Here is a 20433-nt window from a genome sequence, read left to right on the forward strand (position 1 = left end):
GCCTGCGGGTCGCCTTTTTATTGGCTTTTGCCACGCTACTTTACGCCTGTCGTGTTTATAACATCCTTCATTCTCGCCACACGCTTTGTTGCTTTCCTGACAAACAACGCTGTGTCGATGAAATCTGTCATAAAAATAAACTCATTATTTAACAATTGGTTAACTTATTTTCGTGCGCGTGTTTTTCGCTGGCACAAGCTATGCACCTAGGTTGGCAAGTAATGTTTTCAGGAGCGAGATGATGACCGATGGGCTGTTGATATTTCTCGGTGCTGCCTTTGTCAACAACGTGGTGTTGGCCAAATTCCTTGGACTATGTCCCTTTATGGGCGTGTCCAGCAAGGTAGATAGCGCTGTAGGCATGGGCCTAGCCACCACCTTTGTACTGACGTTAGCGGCGTTGATGAGCTGGGTATTAGAGGCGGCTATTTTAAAACCGCTGCACTTAGAGTTTATGCGCATTATCGCCTTTATTCTGGTGATTGCGGCGGTAGTACAGCTCACCGAACTATATGTGAAAAAGAGCTTTCCCGCGTTGTATCAATCGCTTGGTGTATTCCTGCCGTTGATCACTACCAACTGTGCCGTATTAGGGGTGGCGTTATTGGCGGTGCAGGAAGACCTTAGCTTTATGCAAACGCTGATGTACAGCTTGGGCTCTTCAGTCGGCTTTATGGTGGTGTTGGTACTGTTTGCCGGGCTGCGCAGTCAGCTCAGCCTGAATCGAGTGCCTGCTGCGTTTAAAGGTAATCCCATCGCGTTTATCACAGCCGGTTTGCTGTCGATGGCGTTTATGGGTTTTGCCGGCATCGTCTAACAGGGGGAAATGATGATCATTACGGTGATTTTCTTTGTACTGCTGGGGGCGGTACTGGGGGCGGCGTTGGGATACGCATCGTCAGTTTTCAAGGTGGAAAGTAATCCGTTGGTGGATGAAATCGAGGCACTGATGCCCGGTGGCCAATGCGGACAATGCGGCGTGGCGGGTTGCCGACAGGCAGCTGAAGCTATGGTACGCGGCGAGCTAAATCCCAACGCCTGTCCTCTTGGCGGACAGTCGCTGACACAAACCATTGCCGATCTGCTTGGTGTCTCGGTCGAAATGGGCGAAGAAGATATTCAGTGGGTGGCCAAGGTTAACGAAGCTGACTGTTCTGGCTGTGGCCGCTGCTACAAGGCGTGTCCGTTTGACGCCATCGTTGGTGCGACTAAGCAGATGCACACCGTTATCAGCGATGTCTGCACTGGCTGCAAGCTATGTACTCAGGTGTGCCCGCAAGACTGTTTGACCATGGTGCAGGTTGAACCTGATACCCGTACTTGGTTTTGGCCTAAACCGCAGCAGGCTGCCACTGCCAACGCGGCGGCATAGGAGCGCTTATGTTGAACTTATTAAGCCGCCCATTTCGCGGTGGTATTCACCCAGAAAGCTACAAGACGCTAACCAATGGCAGCGGCATAGATCGCTTCTTTTGGCCACGCAATGTGTTTTTGTCATTGCAGTTACGTAACGGTGCCACGCTGACGCCACTGGTAAAAGCGGGGGACAGTGTTACCCGCGGACAACTGATCGCCAGCGGCCGCAACGACATGGTGGCACCGCTGCATGCACCGGTAAACGGCATTGTCACAGGGATTACGCCGCACTTTAGCTCGCATCCCTCCAAGGTGAAATGTGACACCATTATTATTCGCGCCAACAGCGATAGACGCTGGGGCGAAACCCATCCGCAACAAAACTATCTAGCGCTGAGCAGCGAACAGATTATTGAGCGGGTTCGAGAAGCGGGCATTGTTGGCCTAGGTGGTGCGGGCTTCCCGACTGTGGTGAAACTGCAGTTTGCTCGCAAAGGCGGCGCGCATACGCTGGTAATTAACGGCGGTGAGTGCGAACCCTATCTGACCTGTGATGATGTGGCGATGCAGGAATATGCGCCTGAAATTATTGCTGGGGTGAAACTGCTAATGATCGCCAGTGGCACCAAGAAGGCGATTATCGGCGTGGAAGATAATAAGCCCAATGCGTTAGCGCAGTTAACGTCTGCCGCATCTGAAGATGATGCGATTGAGGTGCGTGCCGCTCCGAGCATCTATCCGATGGGCTCCGAGCGCCATCTAATCAAATTCCTTACCGGGGCGGAAGTGCCGACCGGTGGTCATGCCGGTATGGTTGGCGTGTTGGTGCATAACATCGCCACTGCACGCGCTGTCTACCAGGCGACCCGTTTTCGTCGGCCTCTGGTCAGCCGGGTGATTACCGTCTCCGGTAAAGGGATTGGCGCACCACGTAACGTGGAAGTGCCCGTCGGCACGCCAGTGAATGAAGTGATTGAATATTGTGGTGGTGTTAAAGAAAGCACCTCGCGCTTGCTGTTTGGCGGGCCGATGATGGGACAAGTGATCTCCTCCCCTTATATTCCCATCGACAAAACCGTGGGTGGCATTTTGGCGTTGACCGACGACGAGGTGAAAACCCGCGAGCAGACCGAATGTATTCGCTGTGGTCAGTGTGTGCGCGCTTGTCCGATGGGATTAATGCCGTTTCAGATGGCGGCCTACGCCCGTTTATCCGATTTCAGTAAAACCGAAGAGCTGGGAGTTAATCACTGCCTTTCTTGCGGCGCCTGCAGTTATGTCTGCCCGGCTTCGTTACCGCTGGTGCAGTACTTTCAGTTTGCCAAAGGCTCTATTAATGCGAACCGCTTGAAAGCGCAGCGTTCAGCAACCGCACGGGCACTGAATGAAGAACGTGTGCAGCGTTTAGAACGCGAAGCGGCAGCAAAAGCGGCGGCCAAAGCTGCCAAAGCCGCAGCACGTAAGGCGCGTCCCGCCAGAGGCAAAGTGAAGGAGACTGAAAATGATTGATTTTGAACCTAAGGCCGGGCCGTTCGCACATACCAGCAATACTAGCAGCCGCATCATGTATACCGTGGTACTGACATTGCTGCCAGCAGCCTTGATGGGTATTTATCAATTTGGGCTCGCCAGTCTACAGACCATTTTGGTGTGCTCGGTGATAGCTATCGTCACTGAATACCTCTGTCTGAAGTTAATGGGGCGCGCCGCCAACGCCTGCATGGATGGCTCGGCATTGCTCACCGGCTTATTGTTGGCGATGAGCTTACCGGCGACCGTGCCTATGTGGTTAGCTGGGTTCGGCAGTGCATTTGCCATTATCGTCGGCAAGCAGATTTATGGCGGTTTAGGCCAAAACCTGTTTAATCCCGCCATGCTCGCACGGGTAATGTTACTGATCTGTTTTCCCGTTGAAATGACCAACTGGGCCGTACCGACTCCGATCGATTTCAGCGGTAACCAAGTGGCGGTGCCGCAAGGTTGGTTGCAGTTTGATGGAGTGACCGCGGCAACGCCGCTCAGTGGTTTAAGCCATGAGCCAGTATCAATTGTGGCGCAATTCCTTGGGCTCGGCGGCGGTAGTCTCGGTGAAACCAGTGCACTGCTGATCCTGCTTGGTGGTGCGGTGTTGCTCTATCGCCGCATTATTCACTGGGCAATTCCGCTGTCATTCGTGTTAGGGCTGTGCGTGCCAGCGGCCATCGCATCCCTGATAGCGCCAGAAAGCTTTAGCTCTCCGTTAGTGCAGCTATTTAGTGGTGGCGCCATGCTCGGTGCGTTTTATATCGCAACTGATTTGGTTACCTCACCGACCAGCGTGCGCGGACAATTAATCTACGGTGGCGCCTGCGGAGCGCTAATTTGGCTGATCCGTTCTTTTGGCAACTATCCCGAGGGGGTGGCGTTTGCGGTGCTGATTGTGAATGCTGCCAGCCCGCTAATTGACCACTATCTACGCCCCAGCGTGTTTGGCAGTAAATCTATGGCGAGGAAATCATGATGCAGCTTGCTCTGGATAAATGGAAAGAAAGTATCGGTTATCAAAGTGGCTTGCTGGCGGCGATCTGTGGGTTAGCAGCACTGATTTTGGTGCTGGTGGAACTGTGGACTCGGCCCTTGATCAATCAGCGCATCGAAGAAGATCAAAACGCGCTACTGGATGAAGTGCTGGCTGGCGCAACCTATGCCAACAAGGTGTTTGCTAAGTCTGAAGCGATCGATATTCAACAGCGCCACTATGAGATCTTCACCGTCAAAAACGGTCAGGGCGGCACCACGCACTTTGTGGTTCGCGGCACTGAAGAGGGCTTTAGTGGCACCATCAGCTTTTTAGTCGGCGTTGATACCGAAGGGGTTATCACTGGCGTACGCATCATCAGTCATAGCGAAACGCCGGGGCTTGGCGACAAGATTGAATTGGCGAAAAGCCCTTGGGTAACCGAGTTTAATCAACATTCGCTTGCCAACACTCCGCTATGGGGGGTGAAAAAAGATGGTGGCACCTTTGATCAATTTACCGGCGCTACCATTACGCCGCGCGCGGTGGTGAATGGTGTTCATACCGCAATGCAGGCACTGGCCAAAAACATGGAGGAACAACCCCATGACGCAAACTAATTCTCAGCAACATCAGTATCGGCAGATCTGGGCGGCGGGCATGTGGGACAACAATATTGTCCTCAAGCAGTCATTGGCATTGTGTCCGCTGTTAGCGGTAACCAGTAGCGCTACCAATGGTCTCGGCTTGGGCTTAGCCACTACAGTGGTCATGATCGCTGCTAATGCCCTAACGTCGATGGCAAAAGGCGTGATCAGCAAAGCGGTGCGTATTCCCGCCAATATCATCATTATCGCCTCATTAGTGACACTGATTGATGCGCTGTTGAACGCTTGGCTACATCCGTTGCACAAGGTGTTGGGGCTGTTTATTCCACTGATTGTGACCAACTGCGCCATTCTCGGCCGGGTGGAATCCTATGCCAGTAAGTCGCCATTATTGCCATCGTTGCTTGACGGTTTGGCGATGGGATTAGGCTTTACCTGGGTACTGACTATGCTCGGTGGCATTCGCGAAGTGATGGGGAGCGGTACCTTGTTTGCCAATGCGTCACTCCTACTCGGACAGCACTTTGCTTTTTTAGAAACCACAGTGATCCCGGAATATCGTGGCTTATTGCTGGTGATCCTGCCGCCAGGCGGCTTTTTGATCCTCGGCGCGGTATTGGCGGTAAAGCAGAAAGTTGAGCAACTGTTGACTGAGCGTCGTGCTATTGCGGCGGCGCCCGTGACCGGAGGTTAACCATGAAAGTCAGTGTGGTATTTGCCAAGCCTGAAGAGCAGGTATGGATCCCGGTTAATGTCGACGAACATGCGACTTTGATGTCGGCCATTGAGGCGTCAGGGATTCTCAACATGTTTCCGGCGATTCGCTTAGATCAGCAAAAGGTGGGAGTGTTCGGCAAGCTTTGCGCGCTCGATACTGAGTTGCAAGACGGTGATCGGGTTGAGATCTATCGTCCTATCACTTGGGTGGCGCCTGATGAAGATGATGACGACGATGATGATTAATCGTGACAGCAGCAAATTGTCCGCTTTACGACAATTTTGTTGGTTTATCAAAAACGATTTTTAAGTATTTCATTACTTTTCATATAGATAGTCTAGGAATGCGAATTGCAACTAACGACTGAATCATAAATTTCTAGATGGGGTGGAACATGGCACAGATCGGAATTTTCTTTGGAACAGATACAGGTAGTACGCGTAAGGTTGCCAAACAACTACATAAATTGCTTGGTGATGTGGCGGATAAGCCATTAAACATCAATCGCGCCGAAGCAGATGCGCTGGCTGCTTATGACATCCTGATTTTGGGCACGCCAACCTTAGGTGAAGGGCAACTGCCGGGATTGTCTGCCGAGTGTCAGGAAGAAAGCTGGGAAGAGTTTATGCCAAGCTTTGATGATATGGACTTGGCAGGTAAGAAAGTGGCGCTGTTCGGTTTAGGTGACCAAGTGAACTATCCTGATGAATTTGTTGATGGCTTAGGCGAGTTGTACGACACAGTGGTGGAATGCGGCGCCGAAGTTGTCGGTAGTTGGCCGCTAGATGGTTACGAATTTAGCCAGTCAGCAGCAGTCGTCGAAGATCGTTTTGTCGGCTTAGTCATCGACAAAGATAACCAAGCCAGTTTGACGGATGATCGTCTAGCAACCTGGGTTGAACAACTGAAAAGTGAGCTAGGGTTGTAAGCGACGCAATCTTCAATTCAGGAGAAAGCCACCGAGATGGTGGCTTTTTTATACGCTGGATTTGAGCTTTTTCATAAACTGCTTGAACTGTGGGCCAAGCTCTTCAAATAACGGGTGTTTACGTTCTTGCATCATCACTTCGCCAAACAGTTTGAGGCCAACAATAAAGCTTTTGGTTTGTTCATCGCTAAAGCCAAACTTGCCATCAACGCGCTCTAAAATCTTAAAAATGTCGTCATGGTTGATGGTGTTGAAGCTCAGGCTGTGGGTGGTTTGTTGCGCGTCATCTAGCTTTTCTACGCTGATGCGATATTGGTGGGGCATAATTTTCCTCTGTGGTTGTGTTATGAACTAGTTAGTTGATAAAATCAATTACAAAGGATTTAATTGATAAAGTCAACTAATGAGCGTTAACCATCTGTTATTTTCTGTGCTCGATGCCTATAAAAGTGCCTTGCTGACCACTTTTTCCAAGGAGTTGCCCGAGCTGTCATTACTGTATTTCCGCGTGTTAAGACTGGTGGGCACAAGCGAGCAAGTGACACCGCTGCAGGTTGCGCAGGTATTGCGGCGCGATAAAGGACAGGTAACGCGACTGCTGGCAGAGCTGAGCGATAAAGCATGGCTGCTCAAAGTGCCGCATCCACAGGATAAACGTAGTGTGCTGTTACAACTGACGCCACAGGGGCAACAGTTATTGGCCGATGCCAGTCGCTTAGAACAACAAGTGTCGCAGGCGATGACATTGGGTATGGCGGATGAACAGCAGCAGGCGCTGAGTGAAGGCCTGCAGCTGTTGCAGCACAACCTTAAGCAGTTATGAGTCACTGATAAAAAAGCCCACTGTTAACAAGATCGCAGTGGGCTTTGCAGGGAACGCTATTTTGCTATTGAAGCGATTACAGCTTAGTGGTGAACTTCAACCAGAACTTATCACCTTCAGGCTTGTTTTCGGTTGAGACTTCGCTCTGATAACGCAGTTCGAGGGAATAACCCGCTGCAGTATCTAGCTTCAGCGCTGGACCAATCGCAAAGGCTTTGCCTTTATAACCATCCAAATAAACCGCACCATTTTGCTTATCATCGGTCATCTGTTGGTAGTAATAACCCGCTATTCCCAGCGTGTAGTTATTCAGGTGGTAACCAACGGCATAATCAAAATGAAACTCCTGACCAGATTTATAGTGAGTGTCATCGTTTTTACCGTTGAAGTCGTACATGAATTTAGCTGATGCTTCAAAGCCATTGTTCAGATAGGTGGCAACAAATACCGGGGTGAATACCCAATAGTTACGGCCAGGATTGGCAAAGCGATTCATGTTGTATTCGCCAGTCGGCGCTGTTACTTCCAAAGCAAAAGCGTAGTGGAAGTTGGGTTGATGCCATGCCAGCATTAGCGGTGATATGGAGATATCGCCTAAACCACTGGTGGTTGAACTCAACACCGGCACGCCATTCGCCGCTACTTCACCACTGACATGCACCAATGGAATCGTGGTATACATCCCCCAATCTGCGCCAAACAGCTTTTTGTCGGTCATGTAGATAAAGCGTGATACATCGGCAGTGGCTTGCAGATTGATATCTGCGCCGCTGTTATCGCCGTTACTATCGGTCAGCTTGTTGACTGTGTAATGGTTCAAGAAGTTCTGATAGTACAGTCCTTGTGGCGGTAACGCGCCCGCCATAAAGCCTTCTGCACCATTAGGATAAACATTGCCACCGCCTTCAGTCGCGTTAGCGTGTAAACCGATAAATCCCGCGGCCAAGATAGTGGCAGAAACTAAACTCTTGTTCATGTTCGGTTATCCTTATTTGGCAGCTTTGATGGCTGCTACTGCGCTTTGAGCGGCAATACGACCAGAATATGTGGCAAAGGCAAACGCGTGACCCGAAGCCCACAGGGTGTAAGTGTCTGAATACAAACCACCGACATCGTTACCACCGGCATAAAGACCGGTAATCGGTTTTTCATCGGTGTTGACCACTTGCATATCATTGGTGACTTTCAAGCCGCCCACAGAGGTGAAGTGGTAAGGCATCAGTTTGACGGCGTATAACGTGCCGTGGGTCAACGGACGCGTCCACATACGGTCCTTGAGGAAGGCCTCATCGTAGTGATTTTTCGCCGCGTTGTTGTATTGCTCATAACTGGCTTTGAGATTGGCAACCGGCACGTTAATCTCTTTTGCCAGCTGTTCAATATTGTTAGCAGCGAAGAAGCTTTCTGATTTAGCTGCCAGTGCATTTTTAATTTCAGTGCGGATATTGCTCAGCTTAGTCATCACCGGCACCAACACGCCTACGCCGTTATCCACCCCGTCTTTGATGGCATGGTCAACTTCTGCATCGTCAAAAATCGCCCAAGCATAGTTACCCAGTTGACGCCCAATAGCATTACCAGCATGGGCAAAGCTAAAGGCAACGGTTTCATCGGTAAAGCGTTTGCCGTGCGCGTTGACCCACATGTTGGCTGGTTGCCAGGTCATGGTGTAGATATTGCCTAGTGGCACAATGCCTTTACCTTCAGTGCCTGGATGCAACATCAAGGTTTCACCTTCATGAGCCGCGCCGAGATCTTTGGCCATCTCAATGCCGTCACCAGTTTTGTTCAATGGCAGCGTCGGTTTGAAGTTGGCGCCGTTATATTTGGTCCATTTATCAATTTTGTCTGGGCTGTTACCAAAGCCACCTGAGCCGATAATCACCGCTTTCGCGTTAATTACCACGTCGTTGCCTTTGTGGTCTTTGGCGCGTACCCCAGTAACTTTACCGTTTTTATAAATCAGGCTTTTTGCGGGGGTGCGCATGAGGAATTCCACGCCATCCTTTTCCGCGTGTTCTTGCAGCGCAGTCACCAGTGCTGCACCGTGATGGAAGCGTTTGCGGTTTTGGATCAGGTGCCAGGTTTCTGGTTCTTTTGGTGAGATTTGTACGACATCAAAATCAACGCCGCGGTCATGTAGCCAGTTGAGATTGCCTGCCGAGTCGTCGACAAATTTGCGGATCAGCGATGCATCGTTATTAAAGTGAGAGTATTCGATAATATGTTCAAACGCTTCATCTTTGGTGAGGCCGTAAGATTTACCACGTTGCCAATCGCTTTCTACGCCAAACAGGCCTTCCGCAAAGTTTGAACTACCGCCCAAGTAGGGATTTTTTTCTAACACCATGACTTTGGCACCGGCTTCTGCGCCAGTCACCGCCGCGGCGAGACCAGTAGAACCGCCACCCACGATGGCAATGTCAGTATCATAGGTAATGGTTTTGCCGTATGCAGTCTGGCAAGCAACAGCCAATACACCTAGGGCAAATGCTTTTTTGAATACAGATTTCATTTTCTCATCCCTCGGTCTGGTTATTTATTGATTTTGCTGAACTTTGAGTCACGCACGATGGGGCCGTGGCAATCTTGGCAGAATGCGGTAGTTTGGTCGTGGCTAGTGTGGCAAGCAGTACATTCAAGGTGTTCGAAGTGTGGGCTTTGATGCACGTTCAGGTGCATATCTTTGGTTTGCTGGCCCAATTTTTCATAACTGCCGTGACAACTGAGGCAGGTATCGTTTTTGATCGCTGCTTTTACGTCGTTACCGTGGCAGCTGGCACATTTAATCCCTTGCTGCAGGTGGTGTTGTTGCCATTTAAAATCTTGTGCATGGGCGATACTGACACCGCCAATGCAGAGCATCATCATTGAAAAAACTAACGTGGTAATTTTCATTTTTATTGCCTCTATTAGGTGCTGCAAAATGAGCTTTAATGAGTTTTATTTTGCGAGGCAATTTTAAATTTTATGGTTAGATGTTAACTAGCTCTTTACTACCTAATAGCCGTTAGGTGTTATTACCTAAGGTATTTATTGAAACACTTTTTAATTTATTTAAAACATAGGTTTATTTATAGATTATATAAATGTGAATTATTAAATATAGGTAGTGTTACCTATATTGATTTAGGTATTCGCAGTTAATAGATTTTAAAGTTTTAAAAATTGCGTTACAGATATGTGATTCAATTCTCAAATGAACTTTTACCCAAAAGGCATTTACTGGCGCACGTAGTAAACTCCGTAGCATTTAAGAGCATGATGATATGTGAGTGAACGTATGCATTACATTAAGCAAACAGCGCAGGAAGAGTATGGCCTAAGGCATAAGTATAATGACCTGTTAGCGTCTCATGAACGCTATCGGCTGATGTTTGATCATATTCCGTTGGCTTATATGTCAATGAATGTGAATGCCATTATTATCGATTCAAATAATGCATTTAGTGAACTCACCGGATATGAGCCGCAAGAAGTATTTGGTCGGCCTTTTTCATTCTTTTTATATAATAAAGCAGATGTTAAATATCATTTAGAAGTGACCTTTCCTGATTTTAGATGTTCAGGCCGAGCACGCAGTATTCCGTGGAAATTACGCCATAAGACTGGTCGTGAAATATACGTAATGGTGCATGGAAATGTGCGTTATGACCAAGACGGTAGCTTTATTCAAACTCACTGCTTAATTGTCGATGTGACAGAAGAATATCGAGCAAAGCAGGAATGCCAAAAGGCAGAATCAAAAGCGCAGTTAATTCTTGATGTTATCTCTGAGCGAGTGACTTTCCACGATAAACACCACAACATTCTGTGGGCCAATAAGATTGCCCGTAATGATGATAATCGTGATTGTCAGGACGAGCGCGATTGCTGTGTCAATCATCAGCAAACCTGCGATAAGTGTCCGGTAATGAAGGTATTTAACCATCATGAGCCAGCGTTTGGCGAATTGCAAAGTCATGGTCGTTTACTGCAGATCTCGGCTTATCCGGTATTTAATGCGGCAGGCAGTCTTGATGGTGTCGTGCAGGTTGCCCGGGATATTACTGAGCGGCGCAGTCTAGAGCGTGAAATTTTGCGGCTCAGCAGTAATGAGCGGCAGCGCATCGGGCGTGATCTACATGATGGCCTAGGGCAGGAGCTGACCGGACTCAGCTTTCTCAGCAGTGCCTTAGCTAATCAACTAGCGGGGAAAGATGAGGCGTTGGAAGCGCTATCAAGCAAAATTGTCGACAGTATTGGCCGCGCGCGTAAACGCATGTACAACGTGTTGCAGGGCTTAAACCATATTCCCGACGGACCTGATGGTCTCAGCCGTGCATTTGAATGTTTAGCCAAGTCAGTGACCGAACTGTTTGGTACGCAGTGCCATTTTCAGCAGCATGGTGAGTTGCAGATTGAAGACGCCGTGTTATGCGCTCATCTGTACAATATCGTCAATGAGTCGGTGAATAACGCGCTGAAGTACAGCGGTTGTCAGCGCATTGATATTACCATCGATGCCCACCCTGAGCGGCTATCAGCAATTATTAAAGATGACGGTTGTGGTATCGATAATTCCGTCCCAAGAGCTGGCGCTATGGGCCTCAAAATTATGCAGTATCGTGCCTCTATGCTAAATGCAGAGTTGCAGATCAACTCGAGTGAGCAGGGTACCAGCATTTGCTGCGAAGTGCCGTTAGCGGCCAACTAACTGTTGCGGTAACAGAATTATGACCACTAAAACTAACATTCTATTGGTGGACGACCACGCCATCGTTCGCGAAGGCTTATCTAGTTTAATTGAGCAACACCAAGGCTTTTTGGTGTCAGCACAGGCGGAGAGTGTTGAAAATGCCTTAGCATTGTTGCAGCGACAGACGTTTGATATCGCAATTGTCGATCTGTCTCTGAATAAGCAAAACGGCTTAGATTTGGTCAAGGATATCACCCGTCAATATCCAGAGACGCGGGTGTTAGTCTTTTCTATGCACCCTGAGGAGATCTATGCCGAACGCGCCTTGCGGGCAGGTGCTAAAGGCTATTTGATGAAAAGTGAGTCTCCAGAAACCTTGCTGGTGGCGATTAATAAGTTGCTTGATGGCATGGTGTATCTCAGCGATCGCATGACCAAAATGCTGCTGGGTAATGCCATGGCATCAGGCAAACAGCGCACTGCAACATCGTTTGGTGTGCAGGCATTAAGTGATCGCGAGCTGGAAATCTTTACGCTGGTCGGTAAAGGGCATCCGAGTAAAGAGATTGCGCTGCGGTTGAGGCTCAGCGTAAAAACGGTTGATGCAGTGCGGCAAAATATAAAAAACAAACTCGGTTTTCAATGCGCGAGCGAGCTGGTTAAGTTTGCTATTGAATATGCCAATTCTCTGTAGTCTGACAGGTATGAAAAAGGGAGCATCAGGCTCCCTTTTGTTTTTTATCGATGGACTGGCTTAACCTGCTAACCAGTCTGCAGGAACTGGCCAAGAAACCGTATGTTGCTCGCCTTGCCAGCTCTCTATCGTCAGCCAAATACGGTCGGCGTCGCTGATATATTCAGGGGTTAATGCGTGCACATGTTGGCCATAGCGACTGCCATGCAAAATACCTAAATCACCATCCTGCAGGGTGGTAAAGGACAACGGTGCCGGACCAATACTCATAAAAGCTTGGCGAATATCATCTGGATTACCTTGATGAAATAACACCATAAAGTCTTTGATGTAGGCGCCGTCGTGTTGATACGGCTGCGCTAAATCTAACGGCATCGGCGCCACTTGGTAAGCGCCAATTTGTTGCTGCGACAAGCTTGCCGGAAACGATGGATGCAAAGCTTGATACAGAAAATACACTGGCAGCAGCAATAGTAAGCCGCTTAATTTGAATTTAGTACGATGCCAAAAGGTTGCTTTTACGCGGGCCATTAACGAGATTCTCCTGTGGCATGTGCTAACGGCGCGGGGCGAGCAGCCTTAGCTTGCTGACGAGATTTAAGTAAGCGTTTGCTCCACATTAAAAAGCCGGTAATCGACATGCCGGTGAGCAGAGTGCCAAACAAGAACCAGATGAGTTTGGTCCAGAGGCCGCCAATGTTGCCGTAATGCAGTGGGTCGACGACATGCATGACGGTCTGCACAGCGTTCATTGCATCAGGGGCCAGTTGCTGGCTGATGTTGCCGCGCCAAGGATTGACCGACACCTGATAAGCATATTGGTCAAACAGCGGATTCGCGCCACTGCCATAGAGATGATAGTTGTCACGATTGTGTTCTGGCAGTGCGATATAACTCGGCTTAAAGTCAGGATATAACTGTTTAGCAGTGTGCAGCGCTTGCGCTAACGACACCGGAAACTGCTCAGGCTTTGTTGACGGCAATTCGCTGACGGCCACTAACGGGGCATGCGGTTCCACTTCAATATCGTTATGCAGTAATACGCCTTGTACCAGATACCACAAGCTGGTGAGACTGATGATCACCATAAACCAAATTGACCAAACGCCAGCGGTACGATGCAGATCTGCCAGCAGCGTTTTTGCGCCTTGATTTATGCGTATTTTCGGTTGAGTAAAGGCTTTCCAAAACTGCTTGTAGATCATCAAGCCACTGACTAACGCACCGAGCATCACAAAGCCCATCGCGCTCACAAGATAGTAACCAACACTGTAGTTATGTTGCCACGGAAACAGCAGCCAGCCATGTAGCGTCCGCATAAAACCAATAAAGGTAAGACCATGATTAATCTCCTGGATTTCACCGGTATATTGATTTACATAAGCGATAGCTGCGGGCACGTTTTGGTCGCTGAATAACACGGCCGTGATGAGGTAAGGTTCATATTGCAATACGGTACTGATATCGGCGGTTGGATGCGCTGTTTGCACTATCTGCGTCAGTTCAGCAGCACTTTTCTCAGGTAAGTTATTCGGGTTCAGCGCGCGCGCATTGGGATTGGTCAGCCAAGTGAGTTCGTGGCTAACGGCAGCGATAGTGCCGGTTAAACAGATAAAGCAAAACAATACCCAAATAGGTAGCGAGCACCAGCCATGAAATGAGAACCAAAAGCGGTTGGATAACTTACGCATGCCAATCTCCTAAAACAAGAATAGCGGATGCTAATACAAATGATAAACGTTATCAATATATAGGTGGCGTAAGTGTGCACTAAGGCGAGGCATTTTGTCAGGCCGATGGCGTTAACCCGTTTGCTATTAGCGCTTTGTCGCTTTGTGAGATATATCGTGCGACCTTTGTGAATTGTATGATAATTTTGTTACTGCTTACTTAAAGCACGCAGAATCAATCACAACATAAAAGGAGCTGCCGGCTTATTGTCTGAGTTGTAGTTGGGGCAGGGAATATGCCAGCAAAAGATGCTATGAAAGCACGTTTTCTTCTGGCGCCATTGGCGCTAATTTCACAATGGATGTTAACAACGCCTGCAACTGCGGCCGAAGCCTCTGCGGCTACTGCGCCACTGTCGGTGGAGTCTTATGGCAGTCTGCCATTCTTGAGCCAATTCGATTTATCACCTGACGGCCAACGTTTGGCCTATGTGCAAAATCAACACGGGCAATTAACCTTGGTGGTTTATGACCTCAATACCAAGCAGCGTGATTACGTGGTGCAGTCGGATAACCTTAAAGTGTTTTTTAACGGCTATGAGTGGGCCAACAATCATACGCTGTTAGTGCATGTCCGCGATGTGCGCGGCGAATGGGGCGTCAGTTATAACATCACTCGTTTGATGACCTATGATGTCACCGGTGACCGTAAGCTTGAGCTCACGGTCAAGCAGCGGGATGGTGAACATGTAGCGCAGTTCCAAGATAACATCATCAGTTTATTGCCTGACGATCCTGATCATGTGCTGATGTCGATTGACTATGATCTTGCCACTCAGCCGAGCGTTTATAAGGTTGATATCTACAGCAACAGTCGCGAACAAGTGCAGCGCAATACTCCGTATGTGATTGATTGGATCGCCGATCGTCAAGGTAAAGTGCGCATTGCAGAAGGACGTGATGAAACCACTTACTTCTATGATCTGATGAAAGATGATAATACCCGCGAGCGTCTGTTTGAATTTGAGGCGTTTAGTCCGGAAACTGTGGATGTTAAAGGCTTCGGCAAGGACCCCAATATCCTCTACTTTACCGCGTTACATGAGGGCAAAGACGCACTGTTCCAGATGGATTTAACCACCCGTAAACGTCAGCTTGTCTACGCCGATGGCAAATATGATGTGGCAGGAAATCTGCTCTATTCCGATCAGACTGGCGATGTCGCCGGGTTTATGACTACCAACGTTAAAGATAGCCGTGTTTATTGGGACGCAAATTTCCAAAAACTACAGAAGGCGTTAACTAAGGCGATCCCCGATGCCTACAATGCAGTGATGGATATGAGCCAAGATGGCAACAAATATCTGCTCTATTCAGAGTCTGCAGAAGACAGTGGCAGTTATTTCATTGGTGATCGCAAAGCCGGGCAACTGGTGTATATCGGCAGTCGTTATCCCGATGTCACTCCTGAAAAAATGCACAACAAACACAAACTGACCTTTAAAGCGCGTGATGGCCTTGAGTTAGAAGCGTATCTGACTTTGCCAGCCGATTTTAAAAAGGGCGCTGCTGCACCAACCATAGTGCTGCCTCACGGTGGGCCAATGTCGCGCGATGATGACAGCTTTGATTATTGGAGCCAGTATTTCGCTGAGCAGGGTTATATCGTGTTCCAACCTAACTTCCGCGGTTCTGTTGGGTATGGTTATGATTTTGCCATGGCCGCGATGCAGAAGTGGGGCCAAGAGATGCAGGATGATCTGCAAGATGCGGCGCACTATCTGGTAGATAACCAATACACGGATGGTCAACATACCTGTATTGTGGGCGCTAGCTACGGCGGTTATGCGGCGCTGATGGGGGTAGCCAAATATCCACAAGACTTCAAGTGTGCCGCCAGTTTTGGTGGAGTGAGTGATCTTGCTTATCTGGTCAGTCAGGCGCGTTTCTTTACCAACGCTGATGTGGTGCGTAAGCAGTTTGGCCGTGATGCTGAAAAGCTAGATGCAGCCTCGCCCATCACCTATGCGAAACAAATCAATCGGCCTGTCTTGTTGATCCATGGCAGTGACGACAATGTGGTGTCGGTAAAACACAGCAAGTATATGGACAGTGCGTTAGAAAGCGCCGATAAAGATGTGCAGTTCATTGAGTTAGAGTATGGTGACCATCACCTGTCAAATCAGGAACATCGGTTGAAAACCTTGGCGGCAATTAAGTCGTTTTTGGATAAAAACCTGCATTAGCCATTGGCTACTATTCCGCAGTATCATGTAGTGAAAAGCCGATGTTATGTCGGCTTTTTTATGCCGATAGGAGACGCATTCACATGGGAAAAAGTATCACACGTTGGTTAGTCAAGCTGTTGCTGACGGCGCTGCTGATCTCAATTGTACCTGTGATCACATTGCGTTTTCTGGACCCTCCTACCTGGATGTGGCGTATTGCGCATCAGATTTCTCCGCCCACACCCGTAACGCAAGTGTCGCAACAGTGGCGCTCACTGAGTCAGATTTCGCCTAATTTACAGTTGGCGGTCATGGCCAGCGAAGATCAGCGTTTTCCAGAGCACTTTGGTTTTGATTTTAAACAGATCAGTGATGCCATCGCCGATGCAAAAAAAGGTGAGGGCTTACGGGGCGCAAGTACCATCAGCCAGCAAACGGCAAAAAATCTGTTTATGTGGCCATCGCGCAGCTTTGTGCGTAAAGGTTTTGAAGCCTGGTTCACCTTGTTGATTGAGTTGTGCTGGAATAAGCAGCGAATTCTGGAGGTCTACCTTAATGTGGTTGAGTTCGGCCCCGGTATTTATGGCGCTGAAGCTGCGGCGCAGCACTATTTCCATAAATCGGCCGCTAAGCTTACGGCCTATGAAGCGGCGTCGTTAGCGGCTCTTTTGCCTAATCCGTGGAAGCTGCGTCTCGGCTCGCGCTATATTCAACAACGCAGCGAATGGATTCGGCAACAGATGCGGCAACTGGGTCAAGTTACGCTCAAGCAGTTAGATTGAGCGGTACGGCAACTAGGCATGATTGACGGGGCATTATTGAGGGGAAAAGCGCTGAAGCCTATGTAACATGCGCTCGTTCCTATCATTCACCACAACGGTCAGGTTGATGTAGAAGGCATTTTGTTTAATAGCAAAGACCGCTCAGCGTTGCTACGAATGAACAAGCTTTAGGGTGTGATGATGTTTAGGCTTTCCACCCAGATCAATTCACAGGCGCCACTGCCAGTATCCTCACGTGTCAGTGAACTTCGCCAGCGCCAGCCATCAGTACTCGACGCATTGACCAAGCTGCCATTGATTTCCACCAGATCGCCTTTGCGAACTCGACCAAGCGTCTTTTTTACCATAGCGTTAGCAGGGATCAGATGCATATTGGCACTATGGGTTTCGATTTCACGTCGTGGTATCGGCAACGACGCGGTGCGCCAGAAATAAAATCGTCCTGATTGGGAGATTTCAATATGCTCCAGCACCGCTTCATCGGACATGTTACCCCAGCCCAATGCCAGATCGACCGGCGACAGATCCGCTTCTCGTCCTAAATAATAGTTTTCCCGCGACAACACCTTGGCCTTAATGGCGAAGTTGGCGACCTCTTGGATTGCATAGCCATCAACACTATGGATAACCGGTGACTCGATGCTCGTTTGCTGCGGTAGCTCACTGACCGTCACTCCTGGCCCCAGCGTCACTTGCACGCGGTGGTGATAAATCTGCCAAGCGGCACCAGCAATGATTAGAAATAGCAGTAATTTTTTCATCGGTTACTCGGTTTCACTTAACTTTAACTCATGGCGCTGCGGCGTAGTCCCATACCAAGTTCTTGTAATTTTTTTTTAATAGAACGCTAATATGGGCATGAGTCGACGGGGTAACTTAGCTAAAGTCCACCAGTCTGACATCCATCCACATCACCGCATTGGGGCCGATTTTGCCGCCGTTGCCTTTACGTCCCCAGGCTAAATCGGGCGGGATCACAAACTCATAGCGCGCGCCTTTACTCATCATCATCAAGCCTTCTTGCAGCCCTTCAATGCCTTCGGCAAGCGCAAATTCTTCCGGTAAGCCTTTACGATAGGTGTCGTCAATCACGCTGCCATCAGCGAGCAGAATGCGTTGATGAATTTTCACTGTGTCGAACTCGCCCGGCTTGGCACCGTCAGCATCTTCAATCACGCGGAAAAACAGCCCTGAATCTGTTTCGTTAACACCCGCTTTAGCGGCATATTTTTTGATGAATTCTTCGGTGAGATTTTTGTTGTGGCCTGTAGAGCCTTTGGCGGATTTTTTACTGCTGTTTCTTGCCATGCTATGAGATACCGGGGTTTACGAGCCTAATGCAGGCCCAAATGCGACATAAGGAGGATTTTACCTTGTGATGCAGGCGACTGCACGCCAACAGCGGTTGGCGTGCGTTGCTAAGCTTATTGAAACGCCGGACGTTTCGCTAACAACTGATACCAAGCTGCAATAGAAGGATATTGTTGCATCACTGGTAAGGTAAGCCGACTTTCGCAGAAGCCGACAAAGATCCACGCGGTGATATCCGCTACAGTAAACTTATCGCCAATGATAAAGGTCGAGCTGCTGAGGTGTTGTTCCAGCTTAGGTAAAAAGGCTTGCACACGAATTTTGCACTCTTCGCCCCAAGCCGTTATGCATGTCTCGCGGTCTTTATAGACGCCGGAGATATGGCGAAACGCCTGAGATGCAGTGTTCAACCCATTAAATTCAATGATGCGGTTCCACATTTCAACTTGGGCGCGCTCCAAAGCACCGTGGCCAAACAGCGAATCTTCACTCGGGCTTAGTTCATCAAAGTAGCGGCAAATCGCGATGCTTTCACAAATAAAAGTATCATCGTCGATTTGCAGCGTGGGGACTCTGCCATTGATACTTTTCTGCTCAAATTCCGGCGTGAGATTTTCACCCGCACGCACATCAACATGCACATGCTCCAGTTCCACACCTAACTCTTTGAGAAAAATGTTGACGCGGTGACAGTTGGGCGTTGGTGCCATTTCAAACAGTTTCATTGCAAGAATTCCCTCGCTTGATGAGATGATGTTTGCACTGTAGTTAGCTTTGCTTATATACGTCAAGCGCCAATTTTACGGGGGTGATGAGATTGTATTTACCCAGCTGTAACGGTATGTTCTAACGCATCTCATGCATGAGACACTGTATTAAATAAGGATATTTGACCGATGTACTCCTCTTTGTTATCTCGCGCCAATTTCTGTAAACCCGCCTTAGCCGCTCTGTTACTCAGTTGCAGCTATTCATCGCTAACATTGGCGGCAGAACAAAGCTTTAGCGATGCCTATCATGCCTACCAAACGGCACTGACGAAGGGCAATAAATATTCGATTGAACGTGCTGCGAAATCTGCATTTGAGTTGGGAAAAAGTGAGTACCCGCACGATAGTCTCAATTACGCCGCCTTGATGATGAATTGGGCTAAAGCGATTGCGGATATCTCTCCACGAGGGATGCTAGATCCGCAAGCAAGGCTGCAAGCTTATCAACTATACAAAGATGTACAGGCTATTTATCAACAGCACTATGATAAACATGCGCCCGAAATGGCGCTGGTGCTGATGGGGCTTGCCACCACTACGGATGATCAATACAAAGCGAGAAGTTACTGTCAGCAGGCGCTTGAGATAGCTGACGATGCGAAAGATCCGCTTCATCTCGCATCTATTCAGTTACAAGCATTTTTTGTGTTGGCTGGCCTGCATTCTTTTAGTCGGCATGACCAGCATTTGGCGATTACTGCCTACGAGACGCGCGCTAAGTTGCTCCCCGCAAACAGCATTGACCGCGTAGAAGCTGAGTTTATCGCTGCGAATGTGCACCTAGCGCGGGAGGAATTTGCCGACGCAGAGCCGATGTTGCAGGATGTTATTGCGCAACTATCTGTGTTGCCATACAGCCATCCCTATTCTTTAGCCGCCCATTTGTCCTTGGTAAAACTTTATCAGCAACAGGGGAAACCTGAGCTAGCAACAGCACATTGTGAAGCCATTGGGAAAATGCGTCCTTGGGACGAAAATCAACAACCTGAACCTTTGTATCGCATTCCACCGCGTTATCCTAAAGCGGCTGCACACGCTCGGCGACAAGGTTCGGTGGTGTTGTCATTCACTATCGATAAACAGGGGTATGTGACACAACCCAAAGTCGTCGAGTCTAAAGGTTATCAAGACCTAAACAATGCAGCGATTGAGTCACTGAAACATTGGCGTTATGCGCCTAAGTTTGAAAATGGCAAAGCCGTTAGCGCTACCGCAAAAGTCTCTTTGGATTTTAAGCTGTCTAAATCATAGGCAGAAATAGATATTCGTTGTCATGCCGCCGCGGTAGGAACTAACTTAGCTGCGGCCGCGGCAGTTTCGTTAGTTGCGATTTTGGGGCTGCGAGGTCACTTGCATCTATTCCGTGCGTT

At 48.8% G+C, this 20433-nt stretch carries 23 protein-coding genes; 14 read left to right on the top strand and 9 right to left on the bottom strand.

Annotated features, from left to right (window positions below):
• Window positions 1–241 precede the first annotated feature (241 nt).
• The 8 genes from rsxA (at window position 242) to HR45_RS08515 (ending at window position 6107) form a co-directional block, all read left to right on the top strand.
• Window positions 242–817: an electron transport complex subunit RsxA gene (gene rsxA, locus HR45_RS08480; protein ID WP_037441877.1), complete on the top strand. Its 576-nt coding sequence runs from the start codon at window positions 242–244 to the stop codon at window positions 815–817.
• A 9-nt stretch (window positions 818–826) separates the two neighbouring features.
• Window positions 827–1372, top strand: a complete 546-nt coding sequence (locus tag HR45_RS08485; RefSeq protein WP_037441881.1) for an RnfABCDGE type electron transport complex subunit B — start codon at window positions 827–829, stop codon at window positions 1370–1372.
• Between the two features lie 8 nt (window positions 1373–1380).
• Window positions 1381–2865: an electron transport complex subunit RsxC gene (gene rsxC / locus HR45_RS08490; RefSeq protein ID WP_037441883.1), complete on the top strand. Its 1485-nt coding sequence runs from the start codon at window positions 1381–1383 to the stop codon at window positions 2863–2865.
• Window positions 2858–3856: an RnfABCDGE type electron transport complex subunit D gene (locus HR45_RS08495; protein ID WP_037441884.1), complete on the top strand. Its 999-nt coding sequence runs from the start codon at window positions 2858–2860 to the stop codon at window positions 3854–3856. The genes rsxC and HR45_RS08495 overlap by 8 nt, the downstream gene beginning before the upstream one ends.
• On the top strand, window positions 3853–4473 hold the full coding sequence (locus HR45_RS08500; RefSeq protein WP_037441887.1) for an RnfABCDGE type electron transport complex subunit G: 621 nt from the start codon (window positions 3853–3855) through the stop codon (window positions 4471–4473). The genes HR45_RS08495 and HR45_RS08500 overlap by 4 nt, the downstream gene beginning before the upstream one ends.
• Window positions 4460–5155, top strand: coding sequence for an electron transport complex subunit E (locus HR45_RS08505; RefSeq protein ID WP_037441888.1), 696 nt, complete (start codon window positions 4460–4462; stop codon window positions 5153–5155). The genes HR45_RS08500 and HR45_RS08505 overlap by 14 nt, the downstream gene beginning before the upstream one ends.
• A gap of 2 nt (window positions 5156–5157) precedes the next feature.
• Entirely contained in the window at window positions 5158–5424 is a 267-nt protein-coding gene (locus tag HR45_RS08510) for an RnfH family protein (RefSeq protein ID WP_037441890.1), read from the top strand.
• Between the two features lie 149 nt (window positions 5425–5573).
• The gene (locus HR45_RS08515) at window positions 5574–6107 is read left to right on the top strand and encodes a flavodoxin (RefSeq protein WP_037441893.1); all 534 of its coding nucleotides are present in this window, start codon (window positions 5574–5576) and stop codon (window positions 6105–6107) included.
• A 48-nt stretch (window positions 6108–6155) separates the two neighbouring features.
• Here HR45_RS08515 and HR45_RS08520 read toward each other — a convergent pair whose 3' ends face one another.
• Window positions 6156–6431: a DUF3861 domain-containing protein gene (locus HR45_RS08520; protein ID WP_037441895.1), complete on the bottom strand. Its 276-nt coding sequence runs from the start codon at window positions 6429–6431 to the stop codon at window positions 6156–6158.
• Window positions 6432–6510: 79 nt separating this feature from the next.
• On the opposite strand from HR45_RS08520, the gene HR45_RS08525 reads away from it, so the two are divergent.
• On the top strand, window positions 6511–6930 hold the full coding sequence (locus tag HR45_RS08525) for a MarR family winged helix-turn-helix transcriptional regulator (RefSeq protein WP_037441897.1): 420 nt from the start codon (window positions 6511–6513) through the stop codon (window positions 6928–6930).
• Between the two features lie 76 nt (window positions 6931–7006).
• Here the strand turns inward: HR45_RS08525 and HR45_RS08530 are convergent, their stop codons facing one another.
• Genes HR45_RS08530 through HR45_RS08540 form a run of 3 tightly spaced genes read right to left on the bottom strand, consistent with a single transcriptional unit; the run spans window position 7007 to window position 9828 of the window.
• The gene (locus tag HR45_RS08530; RefSeq protein ID WP_052074615.1) at window positions 7007–7906 is read right to left on the bottom strand and encodes a SphA family protein; all 900 of its coding nucleotides are present in this window, start codon (window positions 7904–7906) and stop codon (window positions 7007–7009) included.
• 12 nt (window positions 7907–7918) lie between these two features.
• Window positions 7919–9445, bottom strand: coding sequence for an FAD-dependent oxidoreductase (locus tag HR45_RS08535; RefSeq protein ID WP_052074616.1), 1527 nt, complete (start codon window positions 9443–9445; stop codon window positions 7919–7921).
• A 20-nt stretch (window positions 9446–9465) separates the two neighbouring features.
• Window positions 9466–9828 carry a cytochrome c3 family protein gene (locus HR45_RS08540; protein WP_052074617.1) on the bottom strand — a complete coding sequence of 121 codons (363 nt, stop codon included), beginning with the start codon at window positions 9826–9828 and terminating at the stop codon, window positions 9466–9468.
• A 373-nt stretch (window positions 9829–10201) separates the two neighbouring features.
• On the opposite strand from HR45_RS08540, the gene HR45_RS08545 reads away from it, so the two are divergent.
• Window positions 10202–11626 carry a PAS domain-containing sensor histidine kinase gene (locus tag HR45_RS08545; protein WP_037441899.1) on the top strand — a complete coding sequence of 475 codons (1425 nt, stop codon included), beginning with the start codon at window positions 10202–10204 and terminating at the stop codon, window positions 11624–11626.
• Window positions 11627–11645: 19 nt separating this feature from the next.
• Complete coding sequence (locus tag HR45_RS08550) at window positions 11646–12302, top strand: response regulator transcription factor (protein ID WP_037441900.1); 657 nt, start codon at window positions 11646–11648, stop codon at window positions 12300–12302.
• 60 nt (window positions 12303–12362) lie between these two features.
• On the opposite strand, the gene HR45_RS08555 is transcribed toward HR45_RS08550, so the two are convergent.
• On the bottom strand, window positions 12363–12833 hold the full coding sequence (locus tag HR45_RS08555) for a hypothetical protein (protein ID WP_037441902.1): 471 nt from the start codon (window positions 12831–12833) through the stop codon (window positions 12363–12365).
• Window positions 12833–13993: a PepSY-associated TM helix domain-containing protein gene (locus HR45_RS08560; RefSeq protein WP_037441904.1), complete on the bottom strand. Its 1161-nt coding sequence runs from the start codon at window positions 13991–13993 to the stop codon at window positions 12833–12835. Before HR45_RS08560 ends, HR45_RS08555 begins: the two co-directional genes overlap by 1 nt.
• 275 nt (window positions 13994–14268) lie before the next feature.
• Here HR45_RS08560 and HR45_RS08565 point away from each other — a divergent pair, with 275 nt between their 5' ends.
• On the top strand, window positions 14269–16218 hold the full coding sequence (locus HR45_RS08565; RefSeq protein WP_081933429.1) for a S9 family peptidase: 1950 nt from the start codon (window positions 14269–14271) through the stop codon (window positions 16216–16218).
• A gap of 41 nt (window positions 16219–16259) precedes the next feature.
• A complete protein-coding gene (gene mtgA / locus HR45_RS08570) occupies window positions 16260–16982 on the top strand; it encodes a monofunctional biosynthetic peptidoglycan transglycosylase (protein ID WP_052074618.1) in 723 nt (240 codons plus the stop codon).
• 167 nt (window positions 16983–17149) lie between these two features.
• On the opposite strand, the gene HR45_RS08575 is transcribed toward mtgA, so the two are convergent.
• The 3 genes from HR45_RS08575 to HR45_RS08585 all read right to left on the bottom strand — a co-directional run bounded on the left by HR45_RS08575 (window position 17150) and on the right by HR45_RS08585 (window position 19018).
• The gene (locus HR45_RS08575; protein WP_037441907.1) at window positions 17150–17743 is read right to left on the bottom strand and encodes a hypothetical protein; all 594 of its coding nucleotides are present in this window, start codon (window positions 17741–17743) and stop codon (window positions 17150–17152) included.
• Window positions 17744–17858: 115 nt separating this feature from the next.
• Complete coding sequence (locus HR45_RS08580) at window positions 17859–18290, bottom strand: FKBP-type peptidyl-prolyl cis-trans isomerase (RefSeq protein WP_037441909.1); 432 nt, start codon at window positions 18288–18290, stop codon at window positions 17859–17861.
• A gap of 116 nt (window positions 18291–18406) precedes the next feature.
• On the bottom strand, window positions 18407–19018 hold the full coding sequence (locus HR45_RS08585) for a glutathione S-transferase family protein (RefSeq protein ID WP_037441912.1): 612 nt from the start codon (window positions 19016–19018) through the stop codon (window positions 18407–18409).
• Window positions 19019–19189: 171 nt separating this feature from the next.
• Here HR45_RS08585 and HR45_RS08590 point away from each other — a divergent pair, with 171 nt between their 5' ends.
• On the top strand, window positions 19190–20314 hold the full coding sequence (locus HR45_RS08590) for an energy transducer TonB (protein WP_052074619.1): 1125 nt from the start codon (window positions 19190–19192) through the stop codon (window positions 20312–20314).
• Window positions 20315–20433: the final 119 nt, after the last annotated feature.

The sequence above is a fragment of the Shewanella mangrovi genome (assembly GCF_000753795.1).
GTDB classification, from domain to species: domain Bacteria; phylum Pseudomonadota; class Gammaproteobacteria; order Enterobacterales; family Shewanellaceae; genus Shewanella; species Shewanella mangrovi.

Excerpts from the sequence above, each read along its gene's own strand:
- HR45_RS08505 (WP_037441888.1), top strand. The coding sequence starts at position 4,460 with ATGACGCAAACTAATTCTCAGCAACATCAGTATCGGCAGATCTGGGCG.
- HR45_RS08560 (WP_037441904.1), bottom strand. The coding sequence starts at position 13,993 with ATGCGTAAGTTATCCAACCGCTTTTGGTTCTCATTTCATGGCTGGTGC.
- HR45_RS08510 (WP_037441890.1), top strand. The coding sequence starts at position 5,158 with ATGAAAGTCAGTGTGGTATTTGCCAAGCCTGAAGAGCAGGTATGGATC.
- mtgA (WP_052074618.1), top strand. The coding sequence starts at position 16,260 with ATGTTATGTCGGCTTTTTTATGCCGATAGGAGACGCATTCACATGGGA.
- HR45_RS08515 (WP_037441893.1), top strand. The coding sequence starts at position 5,574 with ATGGCACAGATCGGAATTTTCTTTGGAACAGATACAGGTAGTACGCGT.
- HR45_RS08495 (WP_037441884.1), top strand. The coding sequence starts at position 2,858 with ATGATTGATTTTGAACCTAAGGCCGGGCCGTTCGCACATACCAGCAAT.
- rsxA (WP_037441877.1), top strand. The coding sequence starts at position 242 with ATGACCGATGGGCTGTTGATATTTCTCGGTGCTGCCTTTGTCAACAAC.
- HR45_RS08530 (WP_052074615.1), bottom strand. The coding sequence starts at position 7,906 with ATGAACAAGAGTTTAGTTTCTGCCACTATCTTGGCCGCGGGATTTATC.
- rsxC (WP_037441883.1), top strand. The coding sequence starts at position 1,381 with ATGTTGAACTTATTAAGCCGCCCATTTCGCGGTGGTATTCACCCAGAA.
- HR45_RS08500 (WP_037441887.1), top strand. The coding sequence starts at position 3,853 with ATGATGCAGCTTGCTCTGGATAAATGGAAAGAAAGTATCGGTTATCAA.
- HR45_RS08565 (WP_081933429.1), top strand. The coding sequence starts at position 14,269 with ATGCCAGCAAAAGATGCTATGAAAGCACGTTTTCTTCTGGCGCCATTG.
- HR45_RS08535 (WP_052074616.1), bottom strand. The coding sequence starts at position 9,445 with ATGAAATCTGTATTCAAAAAAGCATTTGCCCTAGGTGTATTGGCTGTT.
- HR45_RS08525 (WP_037441897.1), top strand. The coding sequence starts at position 6,511 with ATGAGCGTTAACCATCTGTTATTTTCTGTGCTCGATGCCTATAAAAGT.
- HR45_RS08540 (WP_052074617.1), bottom strand. The coding sequence starts at position 9,828 with ATGAAAATTACCACGTTAGTTTTTTCAATGATGATGCTCTGCATTGGC.
- HR45_RS08550 (WP_037441900.1), top strand. The coding sequence starts at position 11,646 with ATGACCACTAAAACTAACATTCTATTGGTGGACGACCACGCCATCGTT.
- HR45_RS08555 (WP_037441902.1), bottom strand. The coding sequence starts at position 12,833 with ATGGCCCGCGTAAAAGCAACCTTTTGGCATCGTACTAAATTCAAATTA.
- HR45_RS08585 (WP_037441912.1), bottom strand. The coding sequence starts at position 19,018 with ATGAAACTGTTTGAAATGGCACCAACGCCCAACTGTCACCGCGTCAAC.
- HR45_RS08520 (WP_037441895.1), bottom strand. The coding sequence starts at position 6,431 with ATGCCCCACCAATATCGCATCAGCGTAGAAAAGCTAGATGACGCGCAA.
- HR45_RS08590 (WP_052074619.1), top strand. The coding sequence starts at position 19,190 with ATGTACTCCTCTTTGTTATCTCGCGCCAATTTCTGTAAACCCGCCTTA.
- HR45_RS08575 (WP_037441907.1), bottom strand. The coding sequence starts at position 17,743 with ATGAAAAAATTACTGCTATTTCTAATCATTGCTGGTGCCGCTTGGCAG.
- HR45_RS08485 (WP_037441881.1), top strand. The coding sequence starts at position 827 with ATGATGATCATTACGGTGATTTTCTTTGTACTGCTGGGGGCGGTACTG.
- HR45_RS08580 (WP_037441909.1), bottom strand. The coding sequence starts at position 18,290 with ATGGCAAGAAACAGCAGTAAAAAATCCGCCAAAGGCTCTACAGGCCAC.